General features: G+C 68.2%; 17 protein-coding genes. 8 read left to right on the plus strand and 9 right to left on the minus strand.

Annotation, left to right across the window (positions count from 1 at the left end; all coding sequences use genetic code 11):
• On the minus strand, nt 1–349 hold a 349-nt coding region (locus tag E8A12_RS03660), incomplete at its 3' end, for a cytochrome b/b6 domain-containing protein (protein ID WP_363211495.1).
• Nucleotides 350–552: 203 nt separating this feature from the next.
• On the opposite strand from E8A12_RS03660, the gene E8A12_RS03665 reads away from it, so the two are divergent.
• The 5 genes from E8A12_RS03665 to pnp all read left to right on the plus strand — a co-directional run bounded on the left by E8A12_RS03665 (nt 553) and on the right by pnp (nt 6,446).
• Nucleotides 553–2,271, plus strand: a complete 1,719-nt coding sequence (locus E8A12_RS03665) for a tetratricopeptide repeat protein (protein WP_293366400.1) — start codon at nt 553–555, stop codon at nt 2,269–2,271.
• A 96-nt stretch (nt 2,272–2,367) separates the two neighbouring features.
• Nucleotides 2,368–2,799, plus strand: a complete 432-nt coding sequence (gene rbfA / locus E8A12_RS03670; RefSeq protein WP_293366401.1) for a 30S ribosome-binding factor RbfA — start codon at nt 2,368–2,370, stop codon at nt 2,797–2,799.
• Nucleotides 2,799–3,743, plus strand: coding sequence for a tRNA pseudouridine(55) synthase TruB (gene truB, locus E8A12_RS03675; RefSeq protein WP_293366402.1), 945 nt, complete (start codon nt 2,799–2,801; stop codon nt 3,741–3,743). The genes rbfA and truB overlap by 1 nt, the downstream gene beginning before the upstream one ends.
• Nucleotides 3,744–3,746: 3 nt before the next feature.
• Nucleotides 3,747–4,016 carry a 30S ribosomal protein S15 gene (gene rpsO, locus E8A12_RS03680; protein ID WP_293366403.1) on the plus strand — a complete coding sequence of 90 codons (270 nt, stop codon included), beginning with the start codon at nt 3,747–3,749 and terminating at the stop codon, nt 4,014–4,016.
• 291 nt (nt 4,017–4,307) lie between these two features.
• Nucleotides 4,308–6,446: a polyribonucleotide nucleotidyltransferase gene (gene pnp / locus E8A12_RS03685; protein WP_293366404.1), complete on the plus strand. Its 2,139-nt coding sequence runs from the start codon at nt 4,308–4,310 to the stop codon at nt 6,444–6,446.
• A gap of 78 nt (nt 6,447–6,524) precedes the next feature.
• Here the strand turns inward: pnp and E8A12_RS03690 are convergent, their stop codons facing one another.
• Entirely contained in the window at nt 6,525–7,346 is an 822-nt protein-coding gene (locus E8A12_RS03690) for an SDR family oxidoreductase (RefSeq protein ID WP_293366405.1), read from the minus strand.
• A 90-nt stretch (nt 7,347–7,436) separates the two neighbouring features.
• Here E8A12_RS03690 and E8A12_RS03695 point away from each other — a divergent pair, with 90 nt between their 5' ends.
• The gene (locus E8A12_RS03695; protein WP_293366406.1) at nt 7,437–7,934 is read left to right on the plus strand and encodes a helix-turn-helix domain-containing protein; all 498 of its coding nucleotides are present in this window, start codon (nt 7,437–7,439) and stop codon (nt 7,932–7,934) included.
• Nucleotides 7,935–7,939: 5 nt separating this feature from the next.
• Here E8A12_RS03695 and E8A12_RS03700 read toward each other — a convergent pair whose 3' ends face one another.
• The 6 genes from E8A12_RS03700 to mutM all read right to left on the minus strand — a co-directional run bounded on the left by E8A12_RS03700 (nt 7,940) and on the right by mutM (nt 13,199).
• Nucleotides 7,940–8,314 carry a DUF6481 family protein gene (locus E8A12_RS03700; RefSeq protein ID WP_293366407.1) on the minus strand — a complete coding sequence of 125 codons (375 nt, stop codon included), beginning with the start codon at nt 8,312–8,314 and terminating at the stop codon, nt 7,940–7,942.
• A 65-nt stretch (nt 8,315–8,379) separates the two neighbouring features.
• Nucleotides 8,380–9,831, minus strand: a complete 1,452-nt coding sequence (gene dnaA / locus E8A12_RS03705; RefSeq protein ID WP_293366415.1) for a chromosomal replication initiator protein DnaA — start codon at nt 9,829–9,831, stop codon at nt 8,380–8,382.
• A gap of 408 nt (nt 9,832–10,239) precedes the next feature.
• The gene (rpsT, locus tag E8A12_RS03710) at nt 10,240–10,509 is read right to left on the minus strand and encodes a 30S ribosomal protein S20 (RefSeq protein WP_293366408.1); all 270 of its coding nucleotides are present in this window, start codon (nt 10,507–10,509) and stop codon (nt 10,240–10,242) included.
• 114 nt (nt 10,510–10,623) lie between these two features.
• Nucleotides 10,624–11,406, minus strand: a complete 783-nt coding sequence (locus E8A12_RS03715; protein ID WP_293366409.1) for an enoyl-CoA hydratase — start codon at nt 11,404–11,406, stop codon at nt 10,624–10,626.
• A 30-nt stretch (nt 11,407–11,436) separates the two neighbouring features.
• The gene (locus E8A12_RS03720; protein WP_293366410.1) at nt 11,437–12,312 is read right to left on the minus strand and encodes a TraB/GumN family protein; all 876 of its coding nucleotides are present in this window, start codon (nt 12,310–12,312) and stop codon (nt 11,437–11,439) included.
• Between the two features lie 8 nt (nt 12,313–12,320).
• Nucleotides 12,321–13,199: a bifunctional DNA-formamidopyrimidine glycosylase/DNA-(apurinic or apyrimidinic site) lyase gene (gene mutM / locus E8A12_RS03725; RefSeq protein WP_293366411.1), complete on the minus strand. Its 879-nt coding sequence runs from the start codon at nt 13,197–13,199 to the stop codon at nt 12,321–12,323.
• A 98-nt stretch (nt 13,200–13,297) separates the two neighbouring features.
• Here mutM and E8A12_RS03730 point away from each other — a divergent pair, with 98 nt between their 5' ends.
• The gene (locus tag E8A12_RS03730; protein ID WP_293366412.1) at nt 13,298–14,056 is read left to right on the plus strand and encodes a class I SAM-dependent methyltransferase; all 759 of its coding nucleotides are present in this window, start codon (nt 13,298–13,300) and stop codon (nt 14,054–14,056) included.
• A 4-nt stretch (nt 14,057–14,060) separates the two neighbouring features.
• On the plus strand, nt 14,061–15,578 hold the full coding sequence (gene ubiB, locus E8A12_RS03735) for a 2-polyprenylphenol 6-hydroxylase (RefSeq protein WP_293366413.1): 1,518 nt from the start codon (nt 14,061–14,063) through the stop codon (nt 15,576–15,578).
• A 32-nt stretch (nt 15,579–15,610) separates the two neighbouring features.
• On the opposite strand, the gene E8A12_RS03740 is transcribed toward ubiB, so the two are convergent.
• On the minus strand, nt 15,611–15,994 hold the full coding sequence (locus tag E8A12_RS03740; protein ID WP_293366414.1) for a cupin domain-containing protein: 384 nt from the start codon (nt 15,992–15,994) through the stop codon (nt 15,611–15,613).
• Between the last annotated feature and the right edge of the window lie 221 nt (nt 15,995–16,215).

The raw sequence follows: 16,215 nt of genomic DNA on the forward strand, positions 1-16,215 counted from the left end.
GGGGCTGCGCCAGCATCAGGAGGTAGAGCGCACCCTCGGTTATCGCCGCAGCGACCTTCTGCAATTCCGGCATGTCAGCGGGCAGGGCGGGGCGCACCGCAAAGCCCAACCGCCAGCCCAGGCGGAGCAGCGCCAGAATCCACAGGCTCACGCCCAGCGAGCGGTGCAGTGTCAGGATCGCACCGGCCGCACCGCCGACCTGGGCCAGGGCCAGCGACCAGGCGCTGGCGAACAGGGCCACGATCAGCACGACGCTCGCCCAGTGCAGCCCGAGGCTGACGCCGTCGAAGCGGCTCGGTGGCGCAGCCGCCGGCGCTGTCTTCGCCGGGAGGGTGACGTGGGCGTTCATGGAGGGCTCCGGCGCAGAGCCTCGCCCCCGATGGGCCCGCCTGCGCCGACTGAAGACCGCCGGCGGCCGGGATTTATTCCCGCGTGGCGACCAGGCGAGCGCGTTTCAATCGCCTGCGTGGGCGACACATGTTACGCCGCTCGCGAAATCCTTGAGCAGCCGAACGGGCGCTTGATCGCGCAGAGTCAAACGTCGACGCGGGCATGACGGACATCGCATCTTCACAGGCGGACGCTGCGGGCCTGATGCGCGAGGCCCTGGCGCACCATGCCGCCAGTCTCTTGGCCGAGGCCGAGGCCGCCTACCGGGCGATCCTCGAGCGCTGGCCCGATCACGCCGAGGCAATGGGCATGCTGGCCATGATCCTGGCCGACGGCCCCAATGCCGCGGAGGCCGAGGCGATGGTCCTGCGGCGCCTGGAGCTGCGGCCGGAGGACCCGGCGGCTCTTCTCGGCGTGGGGTGGCTGAAGGCGCGTCAGGGCGACAACGAGGCCGCGCTTGAGATCTTCCAGCGTGCCGCGCAATGGCGGCCGGACCTGGCGCCGATCCACAATGAGATCGGGGTCGCGCTGCATCAGCTTGGACGCCGGGAGGAGGCTCTGACGGCCCTGGGCCACGCTCTCGCGGTCGACCCGGCCTTCCGCGTGGCGCATGGCAACCGCGGCCTCGTGCTGATCGACTGCGGACGCTTCGACGAAGCCCTGGACGACCTGATCGCCGCCATCCCGGCCCCCTCGGAGCCCCAGGTCAATGTGGGCTCAAGCGTGCTTGGGGCGATCTCCAAGGCGGCGGTGAAGACCGGCCGGCTCGCCGAGGCGGAAGCGGCGCTGCGTGCGCGGGTCGCCGCGGGCCATGCCGACATCGACACCCTCGAACAGCTGGCCGTGGTTCTCGATCGCGCAAAGCGGACCCAGGACGCGCTCGACATCCGCAACGGCCTGGCCCGCAACGCCGGCGTGCGCCGTCGCCCCGGGCCGAACGGCCGGGAGACTGTGCTGCTGCTTGCGGCCGTCGGATCCGGACACCTGCCGACCCGCTATCTGGTCGATCCCGAGGCCTTCTCCATCGCCTCGATGAACCTGCTGTCGCCGGAGCAGCCGGACTCGCCGCTGGGCCAGATGACGATGGAGGATCTGGCCGCGGTCGGCGCCGACGTCATCATCAGCACCCTGGGCGACATCCATCGCGACGCCGGCCAGCTGGCCTCGGCCAGCGCCCTTTGCGCGGCCCTGGGAAAGCCCGTGATCAATCCGCCGGAGGGGATCCTGAAGACCGGCCGCGACACCGCGGCGATCCTGTTCGGCAATGTCCCGGACACGGTGGTCCCGCGCGTGCGGCCCCTAGGCCCGGTGGAGCTTGGGCGCCTGGCGATCGAGGCGCCGATGCTCGTGCGGCCGGCTGGCGACCATGGCGGCGAGAACCTGATCAAGTTGGAGGGTGAGACGGACAAGGCCGCCTATCTGGCGGCGGACCCCGAAGAGCGCCTGCTGATCTGCCCCTTTCACGACTTCCGCTCGGCGGACGGCCTTTGGCGTAAATACCGCCTGATCTTCGTGGACCGGCGGGCCTATCCCTTCCACCTGGCGATCGGGGACCATTGGCTGCTGCATTACTGGCGCGCTGAGATGGCGCGCTCGGCCTGGAAGCTGGCCGAGGAGGAGCGGTTCATGGACGACTGGCGCGGCGTGTTCGGCCCCCGCGCCGCCGCCGCGGTCGATGAGGTGGCCCGGCGGCTTGACCTCGACTATGGCGGCATCGACTGCGCGCTGACCGCCGACGGCCGGCTCCTGCTATTCGAAGCCAACGCGACCTTCCTCCTGCACCTCGACGAGCCGGCGGACCTATTTCCGGCGAAGCACCGCAACGTGCCGCTGATCCGCGAGGCGTTCACCCGCATGGTGCGCGAGCGGATACGCAGCTGAGCGTTCGGCTAGACTCCGCGTCGCCGGCCCACTAGAAGCCCGCCTTCCCCTGCGTCGGTGCGTCCGATCCGCGCCCCAGGCCTGAGCGAGACACCCATGAAACGCCCCATAACCTCTGGCCGTCAGGCTCCCGCCGGCCCCTCGCAGCGCCAGCTGCGCGCGGGCGAACTGATGCGTCACGCCCTGGTGGAGATCCTGCGCGCGCAGGAGATCACCGACCCTGACATCGCCGGCGTCTCCATCACCCTCACCGAAGTGCGGATGAGCCCGGACCTGCGCAACGCCACCGTCTTCGTCGAACCCCTGGGCGGCGGCGAACATGCGGCGGTGGTGGTCAAGGCGCTGAACCGCCACCACAAGTTCCTGCGAGGCCGTCTGGGCCACGCCGTCGATATGAAATTCACCCCGGCGCTCAAGTTCCTGCACGACGAGACCTTCGACGCCGCCGCGCGCATGAGCCGGCTGTTCGATGACCCGCGGGTGGCCCAGGACCTGAAGCCCAGGCCCGCTTCGGAAGACGAAGACTGATGGCGCGGCGGCGCAAGGGCGAAGCGGTCTCCGGGTGGATCTGCCTCGACAAGCCCTACGACCTGACCTCGACCCACGCGGTGAGCCGCGTGCGCCGGGCCTTCAACGCCCAGAAAGCGGGCCACGCCGGCACGCTGGACCCGCTCGCCACCGGCGTCCTGCCGATCGCGCTGGGCGAGGCGACGAAGACGGTTCCGTACCTGGTGGACGCCGACAAGGCCTACCGCTTCACCATTGCCTGGGGCCGCACCACGGCCACCTACGACCGCGAGGGCGAGACGATCGCCGAGTCCGACGTGCGCCCGACTGTCGCCCAGGTCGAGGCCGCCCTGCCGGCGTTCGTCGGCGAGATCAGCCAGGTGCCGCCAGCCTATTCGGCGATCAAGGTGGACGGCGAGCGGGCCTATGACCTCGCCCGCGCCGGCGAGACGGTGGAGCTGGCGGCGCGGATCGTGACCGTGCATTCGGCCCGCGTGGCCGAGGTTCCGGACGCCGATCACGTCACCTTGGAGATCGAGTGCGGCAAGGGGACCTATGTCCGCGCCATCGCGCGCGACCTGGCCGGAATGCTTGGGGCCTGCGGCCACGTCAGCGACCTGCGCAGGACCCGCGTGGGGTGCTTCACCGAACAATCTGCGGTGACGCTGGAATTCCTTGAGGATTTAGGGCATAAGGCCCGTCAGTCGGAGCTATTGCTTCCGGTCGAGACCGCCCTGGACGACATCCCGGAGCTGGCCGTGACCGCCGAAGACGCTTTCCGACTGAAGCAGGGACGCGCGATCGTTCTCGTTCCCCGACAGGTGGAATCGGTCAAAGCCAGGCTCAAGCCCGGCTCCAGAACCGTTTCAGCCATGGCGGGCGGATCGGTTGTCGCCCTCTGCGAGATGCGCGCGGGACGGCTCGAACCCTCGCGGGTCTTTCATCTCGACAAGAGCGGAGATTGACCGATGTCGATTACGGCCGAACGCAAGGCTGAAGTGATCAAGTCCCATGCCCGCGGCGACGCGGACACGGGCAGCGCCGAAGTCCAGGTGGCGATCATGTCCGAACGGATTTCGAACCTCACCGAACACTTCAAGACCCACAAGAAGGACAACCACTCGCGCCGCGGGCTGCTCAAGCTCGTGTCCGCGCGCCGGTCGCTCCTCGACCACCTGAAGAAGTCCGACGCGGACCGCTATCAGAAGCTGATCGAGACCCTCGGCCTGCGCCGCTGATTTCCGCTCGCCCCGGCGAAAGCCGGGGTCCAAGCTGAGATCGACGCAGATCGACCGCCCGCATGGATCCCGGCTTTCGCCGGGATGAGCGGGAGCTAAACCGCCGCTCCTCCGCAACAGGCCGGGGGACCCAATGCGGCACTGGCGATTCCCTTTTCAGTTCGGGACCGCCGCACACGCCGAGGGCTCCCAAGAAGTCCTCATCGCCTGTTCATTTGGAGAGGATTTCGGAAGCCCGATCCCTGTCCGCCCCCGCCGGGAATACGCCCGCGGGACGAGAAAGAAGCGAACATGTTCAATATCAAACGCAAGACCATCGAGTGGGGCGGCAAGACGCTCACGCTCGAAACCGGCCGCATGGCCCGTCAGGCTGACGGCTCCGTCCTGGCCACCTACGGCGAGACCATGGTGCTGGCCACCGCGGTCTTCGCCAAGAGCGCCAAGCCCGGCCAGGACTTCTTCCCCCTGACCGTGAACTATCAGGAGAAGTTCTACGCCGCGGGCAAGATCCCGGGCTCCTTCCCCCGCCGCGAGGCCGCGCCCTCGCAGAAGGAAACCCTGACCAGCCGCCTGATCGACCGTCCGATCCGCCCGCTGTTCGTGAAGGGTTTCAAGAACGAAGTGCAGGTCGTCTGCACCGTCCTGGCCCACGACCTGGAAAACGATCCGGATATCGTCGCCCTGGTGGCCGCCTCGGCCGCCCTGGTGCTGTCCGGCGCCCCCTTCATGGGCCCGATCGCCGGCGCCCGCGTCGGCTACGTGAACGGTGAGTACGTCCTCAACCCGACGCTTGACGAGATGAAGGACAGCCGGATGGACCTGGTGGTCGCCGGCACGCAGGACGCGGTCATGATGGTCGAGTCCGAAATCCAGGAAATGAACGAAGACGAAGTGCTGAAGGGGGTGATGTTCGCCCACGCCGGCATGCAGCCCGTCATCGACGCGATCATCGAGCTGGCTGAGCACTCCGCCAAGGAGCCCTTCGACTTCCAGCCCGACGACACCGACGCCATCAAGGCGGAAATGAAGAAGGCGGTCGGCAAGGACCTCGCCGCCGCCTTCAAGATCCCCGCCAAGCTGGAACGCCAAGACGCGGTCGCCGCGGCCAAGGCCAAGGCTACGGAGAAGTTCGGCAAGTCCGACGAGAACCCGGCCGGCATCTCGCCCGACAAGCTGGGCGCCGTCTTCAAGGAACTGGAAGCCGACGTCGTCCGCCGCAACATCCTCGACACCGGCATCCGAATCGACGGCCGCAAGGTCGACCAGGTCCGCCAGATCGTCTCGGAAGTGGGCGTGCTCAGCCGCGCTCACGGCTCGGCCCTATTCACCCGCGGCGAGACCCAGGCGCTGGTCGTGGCCACCCTCGGCACCGGCGACGACGAGCAGCTCATCGATGCCCTCGAGGGCAAGTACTATGAGAAGTTCATGCTGCACTACAATTTCCCCCCCTTCTCGGTCGGGGAAACGGGCCGCATGGGCGCGCCGGGCCGCCGCGAAGTCGGGCACGGCAAGCTGGCGTGGCGGGCGATCCGCCCGATGCTGCCGAGCGTCGAAGACTTCCCCTATACGATCCGCCTGGTCTCGGAGATCTTCGAGTCCAACGGTTCCTCGTCCATGGCCTCGGTCTGCGGCTCCTCGCTGGCCCTGATGGACGCGGGCGTGCCCCTGAAGAAGCCGGTCTCCGGCATCGCCATGGGCCTGATCCTGGAATCGGACGGCTTCGCGGTCCTCTCGGACATCCTGGGTGACGAAGATCACCTCGGCGACATGGACTTCAAGGTGGCCGGCACCTCCGACGGCATCACCTCGCTGCAGATGGACATCAAGATCGCGGGCATCACCGAGGCGATCATGAAGCAGGCGCTCGCCCAGGCGAAGGGCGGCCGCGAGCACATCCTCGGCGAGATGGCCAAGGCCATGGAGGCGCCGCGTCACGAGCTGGGTGAATACGCCCCGAAGATCGAGACCATCAAGATCCCGGTGGACAAGATCCGTGAAGTGATCGGTTCAGGCGGCAAGGTGATCCGCGAGATCACCGCCGAAACCGGCGCCAAGATCGATATCGGCGAAGACGGCACGATCAAGATCGCGGCCGCCGAGCAGTCGAAGATCGACGCGGCCAAGGAGTGGATCAAGTCGATCGCGTCCGAGCCGGAAGTGGGCCTGATCTACACCGGCAAGGTCGTGAAGATCGTCGACTTCGGCGCCTTCGTGAACTTCTTCGGCGCGAAGGATGGCCTGGTGCATGTCAGCCAGATCTCCAACGAGCGCGTCAACAAGGTCTCCGACGTCCTCACCGAGGGCCAGTCCGTGAAGGTGAAGCTCCTGGGCTTCGACGACCGCGGCAAGACCCGCCTGTCGATGAAGATCGTCGACCAGGAAACCGGCGAGGACCTGACCTCCAAGCAGCCGGAAGAAGCCGACGCCTAACCGAGCGCCGGTCAACGGCAGACATGACGAGGGCGGCTGGAGCAATCCAGCCGCCCTTTTCTGTGCGCCTCAGTGGATTCAGGTGTCGACCGGGACGCGCACGCCGTACCGCACCGCCGGATGCGCCTTCGACAGGTTCGGGGCCATCTTCAGGCGCGTCGCCTGGAAGGCGTCCCAGTCTGCGGGGTCGGGCAGGGACGGGATGGTGACCAGCTCGCCCTTGTCGAGGCCCGCCAGGGCGGCGTCGACCAGCTCGTCCACGTCCATGGTTCGATCCGGGTCGAGGGTTGAGGGGTCTCGGCCGGAGCGTTCCCAGATCTCGGTGCGCGTGGCGCCCGGCAGGACCACCTGGAACGTGACTCCGGCGCCGCCGATCTCCTCGTTCAAGCCCTGGGTCAGATAGAGCACGAAGGCCTTGGTCGCGCCGTAGACCACGCTGCGGTACTCCGGCAGCAGGCCCACCACCGAGCCCACGTTGATCAGGGTCCCTCGGCTTCGGGCGTTGAACGCTTTGGCCGCTGCGTTGGCCAGTCGGGTCACGGCGACCACGTTCAGCCGGATCAGGTTTTCGATCTGCTCAGGGCCATGCTCCAGGAAGCCCCCGAACAGGGCGGCGCCGGCGTTGTTGACCACCAGGTCGATAGTGGAGTCTTGGGCCAGACGGTCCTCAAGGCCCGTCAGATCGGCGGGATCGGTCAGGTCTGCGCGGAACACCTCGACATTCACGCCGGTCTCAGCGCGCAGGCGGGTGGCGAGCTCCTCCAGACGGGCGGCGTCGCGGGCCACCAGGATCAGGTCATGGCCGCGCTTGGCCAGACGGTCGGCATAGGTCGCGCCTATGCCGGCCGAGGCTCCGGTGACGAGGGCTGCTCCGTGGGTGTGGGTGTGGGTTTGGGTCATTTGAGGATCTCCATGCGGCGCTGTCTCGTCGCCTGGAGCGGAGGTGGGAACTCACTTGCAAATCGCAAGTGACTCACCAGATAGCTGTACATGAGAAATTCTGAATTCGACCGTTGCCTTTGCCCGGTCGCACGCACCGTAGCGCGGGCCGGAGACGCCTGGAGCCTGATGATCCTGCGCGACGCCCTCCATGGCCTGACCCGGTTTGACCAGTTCCGCAAAAGCCTGAGCGTGGCCCCCAACATCCTCGCCGACCGACTAACGCGGTTGGCGGAGGCGGGCTTTCTTGAGCGACGCCGCTACAACGAACGGCCGCCGCGCGACGAATACGTCCTGACCGAGCTGGGCCGCGACTTCCGCCCGGTGCTCTATGCGATGATGGCTTTCGGGAACCGGCATTTCGCCAGGGAGGGCCTGGCGAGCGGTCTCGCAGACACTACGACGGGTCTGGCGGCCGATCCGGTCGTCGTGGACGCCCACACCGGCCGACGGGTGGATGACGGAACCTTCACGCTCGTCGCCGGTCCGGCCGCCGACGACGCAGTTCGCGCGCGGATGGCGTTCGCCGCCCACAGGTCTGCCGCCTAGCGCGCCTAGCGCGCCTTGCGGGCCGCGTAGCGGGCGTCGCGCTTGGTCTGGGCCTCGGCTTTGGTGAGTTGCTTGCGTTCCTTGCGCGCGCCCCGTTTCTCGGCGAGCGCGGCTTCCTCGGCGGCGGCGATCGCCGCATGATCGGCGGCCAGGGCGTCGGCGGCGGCCTGGCGGATGGCTTCTTTCTCGTCGGCGCGCACGGTGCGTACCTCGTGGAGCTCGGCCTTGCGCTCGGCCTCGCGCAGGGCCGACCGCTGCTCGAACAGGGGATCGGTGACCGTGGGCTTGGGCTTGAGCTTCGCCAGCAGGGCGGCCTTGGCGTCGGCGGCGGCGGACAGGCGATCGGTCAGGCCGGAGCCCTTGAGGTCTTTTCCAGACATGAGCAGCTTTTCAGGTGGGGCGGCCGCGATTGCGCGGTGACCCCACCCTACAGCATTTCGGCTGTTTAGCCCCGCAGCTTCCTGAGCAGTACGTCAACGTCTCGCGCGATGGCCGGGTCCTCGGCCTTCAGGCTTTCGATGCGCCGCACGGCGTGCAGCACTGTGGTGTGGTCGCGCCCGCCGAACCGGCGACCGATGTCGGGCAGGGAGCGGACGGTGATCTGCTTGGCCAGCCACATGGCCACCTGCCGCGGGCGGGCCACGGCGCGGGCGCGGCGCTCGGAGATCAGGTCGGCCTGCTTCAGCCCGTAGTGCTCGGCCACGGTCTTCTGGATCTGGTCCACCGTCACCTTGCGCTCGTTGCACGACAGGTGCGGGCGAAGGATCGTCTGGGCCTCGTCGAGGGTCAGCCGCGCCACGTCCCCGCCGACACGGGCCACCAGGGTGTTCAGCGCCCCTTCCAACTCACGGACGCTGTCGGTGAAGCGGTCGGCCAGGAATTGCATGACCTCGGGCTTGGCGGACGGCAGGAACTTGCCCTGCTGGGCCAGGGTCTGCAGCTTACGCTCCAGGATGCCCAGGCGAAGCGTCCGGTCGGCCGGCTCGATGCCGCAGACCAGGCCCGCCTGCAGGTGGCTGCGCAGCCGAGGCTCCATCTCCGAAATCTCGGTGGGCGAGCGGTCAGCGGTCATCACCACGCGGCGGCCGTCTTCCACTAGCGCGATCAGGGTGTGGAACAGTTCCTCCTGCGTCTGGGTCTTGCCCGCCACGAAGTGCACGTCGTCGATCAGCAGCAGGTCGGCGTTGCGCAGTTCGTCCTTGAAGGCCGAGGTCTGCTTGTCCTGCAGCGCCTTGACGAAGGTCGAGGTGAATCTCTCGGCGGTCAGGTAGACCACCCGCTTGGAGGGCTCATTTCGCATGGCTTCCCAGGCGAGCGCGTTCAGCAGGTGGGTCTTCCCGAAGCCGTAGGGCCCGTGGAACACAACCGGGTTGAAATGGCCGTCCGACCACGTCGCAACGCGCCGCGCCACGGCGAAGGCGAATTCGTTGGAAGGGCCAGCGACAAAGGTGTCGAAGGCGAAGCGGTCCTGCAGCCCCAGAAGGCGGCCATGGCGGGCCGCAGCCGGCGCGGCCTCGATCTCGAAGACTTCGGGCGCCGCCGAACCTTGGACGGATTCCGCCGCCGTAGCGGACGCTGCAACAGTCGCCGCGATGGTCGCCGGAGCCTCGAAATCGACTTCCATACGTGACTTCAGATCGAGCCTGCGGCCCAGCGGATCGTTCTGCGCCCACAGCTCCCCAATACGTCGCCAGGCATGCCGCGCGATCCAGTCGCGCGCGACGCCCGTGGCGGCCACCAGGCACACCTCGTCCCCGGTCTCGCGCAGCGCCGCCTGGCCCAGCCAGGACCCAAACGTCGCTTCGCCCAGCTCGCGCTTCAAGACCACGCAGGTCTTGGTCCACACGACCCCGGCCGGTGCGCTCGCCATGGCTCCCGCAACCCCCCCGCTCATCATCTCTTCCAATCCCGTCCTGCCCACGTCACGGTCCCAGCCCCACGCAAGGAACCGCGCCTTTCTCAACACAAACAGGCTCTTATCCGGCGAGCGCAAGCGCTCCGCCGGCGCCCCGTTTTGATCCGGGATCAGATTGAAGACGCCTGTAAGGAAGCTGACACTAATGGGGGGCCAAGGCCGGTCAACGGTGATTCTTCGGCGGGTCGAACGATATTTTCGTTGACTCGCGCGGAGCCCTTTTCGCTCCAAGGGAAACGCCGAACAGCGGTCCGTGCGCTGAGCAGATTCGTCGCATAGGTCGCACCCCGCAGCCTCGCCCTAGACGCGAAAACGGCGCCCGTGGGGGGCGCCGTTTGGCAGGTCAAATTCCGATCTCGACGGCGGGGTTTCGATCCCGCCAGGCTTATGTCAGGCAGCCGACATTTTCTTCAGTTGGGCGGCCAGGCGCGACACCTTGCGCGAACCGGTGTTTTTGTGGACGACGCCCTTGGTGACGGCGCGCATCAGCTCCGACTGGGCCTTCACAAAGGCGTCCTTGGCCGCCGCGGCGTCGCCCGAAGTCAGGGCTTCGTCGAACTTGCGCAGGAAGGTGCGTACGCGCGAGCGGCGCGCGGTGTTGACTTCGGTGCGGCGGGCGATCTTGCGGACCGCCTTCTTGGAGCCGGGCGTATTGGCCATCTAGGAGCTTCTCATGCGAACGCGCCCGGCGGGCCGGGCGGTGAAAATTGGAGGCGCGGATATACGGGAGGATGGGCGGCGGGTCAACGGCGCGCGGGGGTCTTTTCGGCCCGCCTACTTCCCCGTGAACTTCGCCGGCCGCTTGTCGACGAAGGCGGCCATGCCTTCCTTCTGGTCCTCGAAGGCGAAGAGCGAGTGGAACAGGCGCCGCTCCATGGCCACGCCGGTGGACAGCGTGGTCTCGAAAGCCGCGTTTATCAGCTCCTTGTTCATGGCGAGCGCCAGCGGCGACTGGCTGGCGATCTTGCCGGCCGCGGCGAGGGTCTCCTCCAGCAGTTTGTCGGCGGGCACTACCCGGGACACCAGGCCTGCGCGTTCGGCCTCGGCGGCGTCCATCATCCGGGCGGTTAGCACCATGTCCATGGCCTTCGCCTTGCCCACCGCGCGCGGCAGCCGCTGGGTGCCGCCAATCCCCGGCATGACGCCCAGGTTGATCTCCGGTTGACCGAACTTGGCTGTCTCGGCGGCGATGATGAAGTCGCAAAGCATGGCCAACTCGCAGCCGCCGCCCAGAGCGTAGCCGGCGACCGCAGCGATCAGCGGCTTGCGGAAGCCCTCGATCCTTCGCGCCGTGGGGCCGAAGAAGTCGCTGACGAACATCTGGGCGTAGGACTTGTCCGACATCTCCTTGATGTCGGCCCCGGCGGCGAAGGCGCGATCCGAGCCGGTCAGCACCACGCAGCGTACCGCCTCGTCGGCCTCGGCTGTGTCGAGGGCGGCCGGCAGCTCGGTCAGCAGCTGGCTGTTCAGCGCGTTCAGCGCCTGCGGCCGGTTGAGGCGGATCAGGGTGACGCCCGGCTGCGGGGCTTCGACGATCAGGGTTTCGTAGGCGCTCATCGGCGGGCTCCGTGGTTGGCCTTCGGGGCCTTAAGGCCCCGTGACCGAATAGCCAAGCGCCCGAAGTTTCGCGGGCACCCCGTCCGGGCCGATCAGGTGGCCGACGCCGACCACCACGACGGTCTTGCCGTGGCCCTTCATGCGGGCGTCGAGAACCTGGGTCCAGCGGGCGTTGCGGTCGCTGACCAGCCGCTTGAAGAGCTCTGGCGACGCCTTGCGCAGGGGCTCCAGCGCCTCGGCGTCGAGGGTGGCGATGTCGCTGTTCATCCAGGCCTTCACCAGCACGGCGTATTCGTCCGGCTTGTCGGCCATCTCGTGCAGGGTCTCGCGCAGCGAAGCCACCTGCTCGTCGCTGGATCCGGCCGACAGCATGCCGATCTGTTCGGCCGGAGTCTCGAAGGCCTGACGTTTGGCGTTGGGCGTGGCCATGGCCGAGATCGTTTTCTCGACGCCGGTCGTAGCGTCGGCGCCGACCTTGCGATAGGCCCCGCCAGCCAGGGCGATCTCGGCCAGCCAGGGCTTCAGCCGGTCCAGCACGAGAGGCGAGACCTGGTAGGTCGCGGCCACCTGGCTCATCAGGGCCGCGTCGGCCGGCGGCAGCAGCTTGAACAGCGAGCCGTCCGGCGGCAGGACGCCCATCTGCTGGGCCAGGACTGAAGTGTAGGCCTCGCTCTGCGGGTCTATGGGCAGTTCGAACCAGATGTCGTCGGCGCTCTTCAGCGCCCGGTCGAGGGCGGGTGGCTCCCAATCCAGGTTCGCCGGAAGGACGTGGATCGAGCCGAACAGCACGATCTCGGAATCCTTGTCCTTCACCACCCAGATCGGCGGCGCCGCCGCCGCGGCGCCGGCGGAGACGACGGTCAGGGCCAAGGCGAAGGAGGCCAGGATGCGGCGATGGCGGCTCATGGGCGCGATCATTTCTGGCAAACGGGGCAATAGAAGGTCGAACGGCCGGCCTGCACCCTGCGCGCGATGACGCCGACGCAGGGGTCGTTGAAACAGGGCTCGCCCTCGCGGTCGTAGACCCGGAAACGATGCTGGAAATAGCCGAGCGCACCGTCGGTCTGGGCGAAGTCGCGAAGCGTCGAGCCACCGGCGGCGATCGCCTCGGTCAGCACCGCGCGGATATCGGCGACCAGCTTCTCCAGCCTGGGCTTCGAAATTCCGCCCGCCGCCTTGAACGGCGAGATGCGGGCGCGGTTCAGGGCCTCGCAGACATATATGTTGCCGAGGCCCGCGACGATCCGCTGATCCAGGAGAAGGGTCTTGGGCCCCTGTTTGCGGTCCCTGAAGGCGCCGTGCAGCCGCGCGGCGCTGAAGTCCTCGGAGAGCGGCTCCGGGCCGAGACCCGCGAACCAAGGGTGAAGGTGCAGGGTCGCCGAATTGACCAGGGCCATGTAGCCGAACCGACGGGGGTCATAATAGGTGACCCGCGAGCCGGCCTCGGTCTCGAAGACGATGTGGGCGTGCTTGGGGTCGCGGTCCGGAGCGTAGTGGAACTCGCCGGGGCGCTCGACGCCCTCGGGCGCGCCTTTCATCGGATTGGAAATCTCGAACCGGCCGCTCATGCCGAGGTGCATGACCAGGGTGTCTTCCCGGTCGAGGCTGGCCAGCAGGTACTTCGCGCGCCGCACCACCCGGGTGACCGTGGCGCCGGTGAGCACCTGGACGAAGTTGGGTGGCAGGGGAAAGCGCAGGTCAGGGCGCCGCGCCTCGACGCGCGTCAGGCGGTGGCCCTCCAGCACGGGCGCCAGCCCGCCGCGCACCGTCTCGACCTCGGGAAGTTCGGGCATGGCCCCCACTTTATGAAGCAAGCGACGGCTTGGCACGGGCCTGCCGCCGCGCCAAGGGCCTTGGAGCCCTGCGGCCGGGGGGCTAAGAGGCTCAGCCTATGACCGGACCTGTCGCCACCTTCGGCTTCCGCGACGTGGATGCGAGCGAAAAGCCCGGCCTGGTGCGGGGGGTCTTCGACCGCGTGGCGCGCCGCTACGACCTGATGAACGACCTGATGAGCGGGGGTGTCCACAGGCTCTGGAAGGACGCTGTCGCCGCGCGGCTGAATCCGCAGCCGGGCGAGATCATCATCGACTGCGCCGGCGGCACCGGCGACATGGCCCGCCGCTTCGCCCGGATGGCGCGGGGCGCCCAGCTGCGCCGCGGCGGCGCAGACGCGAAGATCCTGGTCATCGACTACAACGCCGAGATGGTGGCCGCCGGGCGCGAGAAGGGCGGCGAACCCGAGATCGCCTGGGCCGTCGGCGACGCCCAGCGTCTGCCGCTGCCTGACGACAGCGCCGACGCCTATGTGATCTCCTTTGGCATCCGCAACGTCACCGACATCCCCGCCGCGCTTCGCGAGGCTCGCCGCGTGCTGAAGCCCGGCGGGCGGTTCCTGTGCCTGGAGTTCTCGCGGCCGATCACCGAGGCGCTTCAGAAGGCCTACGACGCCTATTCCTTCAAGGTGATCCCGGAGATCGGCGCGCGGGTTGGCGGGGACCGCGACGCCTATCAGTACCTGGTGGAGAGCATCCGCCGTTTCCCGGACCAGCGGCGGTTCGCAGGCATGATCGGCGAGGCCGGCTTCGCGCGCGTCGATTACACCAACTTCACCGGCGGAGTCGCGGCGCTGCACACCGGCCGGGCGATCTAGCGACATGGGGGCGATCGGCGCGTTCGGCCGCATGACCGCCGCGGTCTGGGGGCTGGTGCGCAACGACGCCCTGCTGCCCCGCGAACTGGATGACGCCTACCTGCCGTCGGTGGCCTTCATCGCCAGGACGCTGCGACTGTTCGCAGGCCCCGGCGCGCGTCAGGGCCGGCCCGGCGAGCGGCTGGCGCGTGCGCTCGAAGGCACGGGGCCGGTCGCCATCAAGCTCGGGCAGGTGCTGTCGACGCGCGGCGATTTTTTCGGCCGTGAATTCGCCGAGGACCTGTCGCGGCTGAAGGACCGGCTGCCCGCCTTTCCCACCGCCATCGCCCGCGCCGAGGTGGAAAAGGCGCTCGGGCGCACGGTCGAGAGCCTCTACGCCGAGTTTGGCGAGCCCCTGGCCGCGGCCTCGCTGGCCCAGGCGCACGAGGCCCGGCTGCTCGATGGCCGCAAGGTGGCGGTGAAGGTGCTGCGGCCCGGGATCGAGCGGCGGGTCGCCGCCGATTCCGAGAGCCTGATGTTGGCTGCCCGGCTGATCGACCGCTGGATTCCGCCGGCCCGCCGATTGGAGCCCATCGCCTTCGCCGAAACCGTGATCCGGGCGGTCAGCTTGGAGCTTGACTTGAGGTTGGAGGCGGCCGGCGCCGACGAGCTGCGCGAGGTGATGGCGCTGGACGGCTATATGGCGGCGCCGCCGATTGTCTGGGAAGGCGTCGGCAAGCGCGTCCTGACCATGGAGTGGGCCCGCGGCTGGCCGCTCTCCGATCCCGGCGCGCTTACCCAGCCCGGCCTCGACCGCCAGGCCATGGCCGACAACCTGATCCGCGCCTTCTTGTCCCAGGCCCTCGACCACGGCGTCTTCCACGCCGACCTGCATGAGGGCAACCTGTTCGCCGCGGCGCCGGCGTCGCTGACGGCGGTGGACTTCGGGATCATCGGCCGCATCGGCCCGGCCGAGCGCCGCTATCTGGCGGAGATCCTCTGGGGCTTCCTCAACCGCGACTACGAAGCCGTCGCGCGCACCCACTTCGACGCCGGCTACGTGCCGGCCCACCACAGTGTCGAGGCCTTCGCCCAGGCGCTGCGCGCGGTCGGCGAGGCGGTATTCGGCCGTCCGGCCAGCCAGGTGCCGATGAGCCGGGTGCTGCTGCAGCTTTTCGAGATCACCGCCCTCTACGAAATGCGCCTGCGCCCGGAGCTGGTGCTCCTGCAGAAGACCATGATGACGGTCGAGGGCGTCGCGCGCCGCATCCTGCCCGACCACAACATCTGGTCGGCCGCCGATCCCGTCGTGCGCCGCTGGATCGCCCGTGAACTGTCGCCCGCCGCGCGGATCAAGCGCTTCGCCGACGAGGCGATGACCGCGCTCAGGAACATCGCGCGGATGGCGGAGAGTTTGCCGAATACGTCAACCACGACCGTCGAGGTGCGGCAAACCCGCTCCGGCGGCTCGGCGCTCCTCTGGTTCGCCGCCGGCGCGGTGGTCGCGGGGGCGGCGTTCCTGGCGGCGATGTATCTGCGCTGACCGGATTCCCCTTTCAGGGAGCATCCAGCAACTCACCCCTCGATCGTCGTCCGCGCCATCCACTCCTCGCCCGTCAAGCGCTCGGCGGCCTCCACGTCGAACAGCTCCATCTTGCCGTTCCGGAAGATCGTGGTCCTGCCGATGCTCGGCATGTCGGCGATCTCGATTGGGTCGCGGCGGCCGGCGGTGAGATAGACGAGATCGCCGGGGCCCTTCGACTTCAGGGAATGGACTACGCCGTCGAGAGGGAAGCCCACGAAGTCGCCAGGCCCCACTGGATGCCCGACGTCGTCCAGCATCATCTCGCCCACGCCCTCCACAATGAACACGAACTCCTCCGAAACCGAATGGGCGTGAGGAATGAAGCTCTCCTTGCCCGGCGGAATTCGGATCATGTGGACGCCGAGCTGGCTCATTCCCGCTGGATCCCCCAGGGGAACCATCCGCATCTCCGAGGCTGGGTTGAAGGGATGGCGGCGTGGGCGGACCCTCGACCAGTCGATCTGGCCCGAGCGTTGGATATGTCTGGGGTCCGCCATTATCGCCTCATGGTCAGCTATGCGCCGTTGTTGTCGTCGGCGTATCTCGATCGCCGCGACGAGGCCCGGCGCTCCTCGCCGTCCTTCTGCTTTTCCCA

Source organism: Phenylobacterium sp. (genome assembly GCF_004799395.1).
GTDB lineage: Bacteria > Pseudomonadota > Alphaproteobacteria > Caulobacterales > Caulobacteraceae > Phenylobacterium.

Bases quoted from the DNA above. Each gene is read 5' to 3' on its own strand.
- E8A12_RS03665 (WP_293366400.1), top strand. From the start codon at position 553: ATGACGGACATCGCATCTTCACAGGCGGACGCTGCGGGCCTGATGCGC.
- rbfA (WP_293366401.1), top strand. From the start codon at position 2,368: ATGAAACGCCCCATAACCTCTGGCCGTCAGGCTCCCGCCGGCCCCTCG.
- truB (WP_293366402.1), top strand. From the start codon at position 2,799: ATGGCGCGGCGGCGCAAGGGCGAAGCGGTCTCCGGGTGGATCTGCCTC.
- rpsO (WP_293366403.1), top strand. From the start codon at position 3,747: ATGTCGATTACGGCCGAACGCAAGGCTGAAGTGATCAAGTCCCATGCC.
- pnp (WP_293366404.1), top strand. From the start codon at position 4,308: ATGTTCAATATCAAACGCAAGACCATCGAGTGGGGCGGCAAGACGCTC.
- E8A12_RS03690 (WP_293366405.1), bottom strand. From the start codon at position 7,346: ATGACCCAAACCCACACCCACACCCACGGAGCAGCCCTCGTCACCGGA.
- E8A12_RS03695 (WP_293366406.1), top strand. From the start codon at position 7,437: ATGAGAAATTCTGAATTCGACCGTTGCCTTTGCCCGGTCGCACGCACC.
- E8A12_RS03700 (WP_293366407.1), bottom strand. From the start codon at position 8,314: ATGTCTGGAAAAGACCTCAAGGGCTCCGGCCTGACCGATCGCCTGTCC.
- dnaA (WP_293366415.1), bottom strand. From the start codon at position 9,831: ATGATGAGCGGGGGGGTTGCGGGAGCCATGGCGAGCGCACCGGCCGGG.
- rpsT (WP_293366408.1), bottom strand. From the start codon at position 10,509: ATGGCCAATACGCCCGGCTCCAAGAAGGCGGTCCGCAAGATCGCCCGC.
- E8A12_RS03715 (WP_293366409.1), bottom strand. From the start codon at position 11,406: ATGAGCGCCTACGAAACCCTGATCGTCGAAGCCCCGCAGCCGGGCGTC.
- E8A12_RS03720 (WP_293366410.1), bottom strand. From the start codon at position 12,312: ATGAGCCGCCATCGCCGCATCCTGGCCTCCTTCGCCTTGGCCCTGACC.
- mutM (WP_293366411.1), bottom strand. From the start codon at position 13,199: ATGCCCGAACTTCCCGAGGTCGAGACGGTGCGCGGCGGGCTGGCGCCC.
- E8A12_RS03730 (WP_293366412.1), top strand. From the start codon at position 13,298: ATGACCGGACCTGTCGCCACCTTCGGCTTCCGCGACGTGGATGCGAGC.
- ubiB (WP_293366413.1), top strand. From the start codon at position 14,061: ATGGGGGCGATCGGCGCGTTCGGCCGCATGACCGCCGCGGTCTGGGGG.
- E8A12_RS03740 (WP_293366414.1), bottom strand. From the start codon at position 15,994: ATGAGCCAGCTCGGCGTCCACATGATCCGAATTCCGCCGGGCAAGGAG.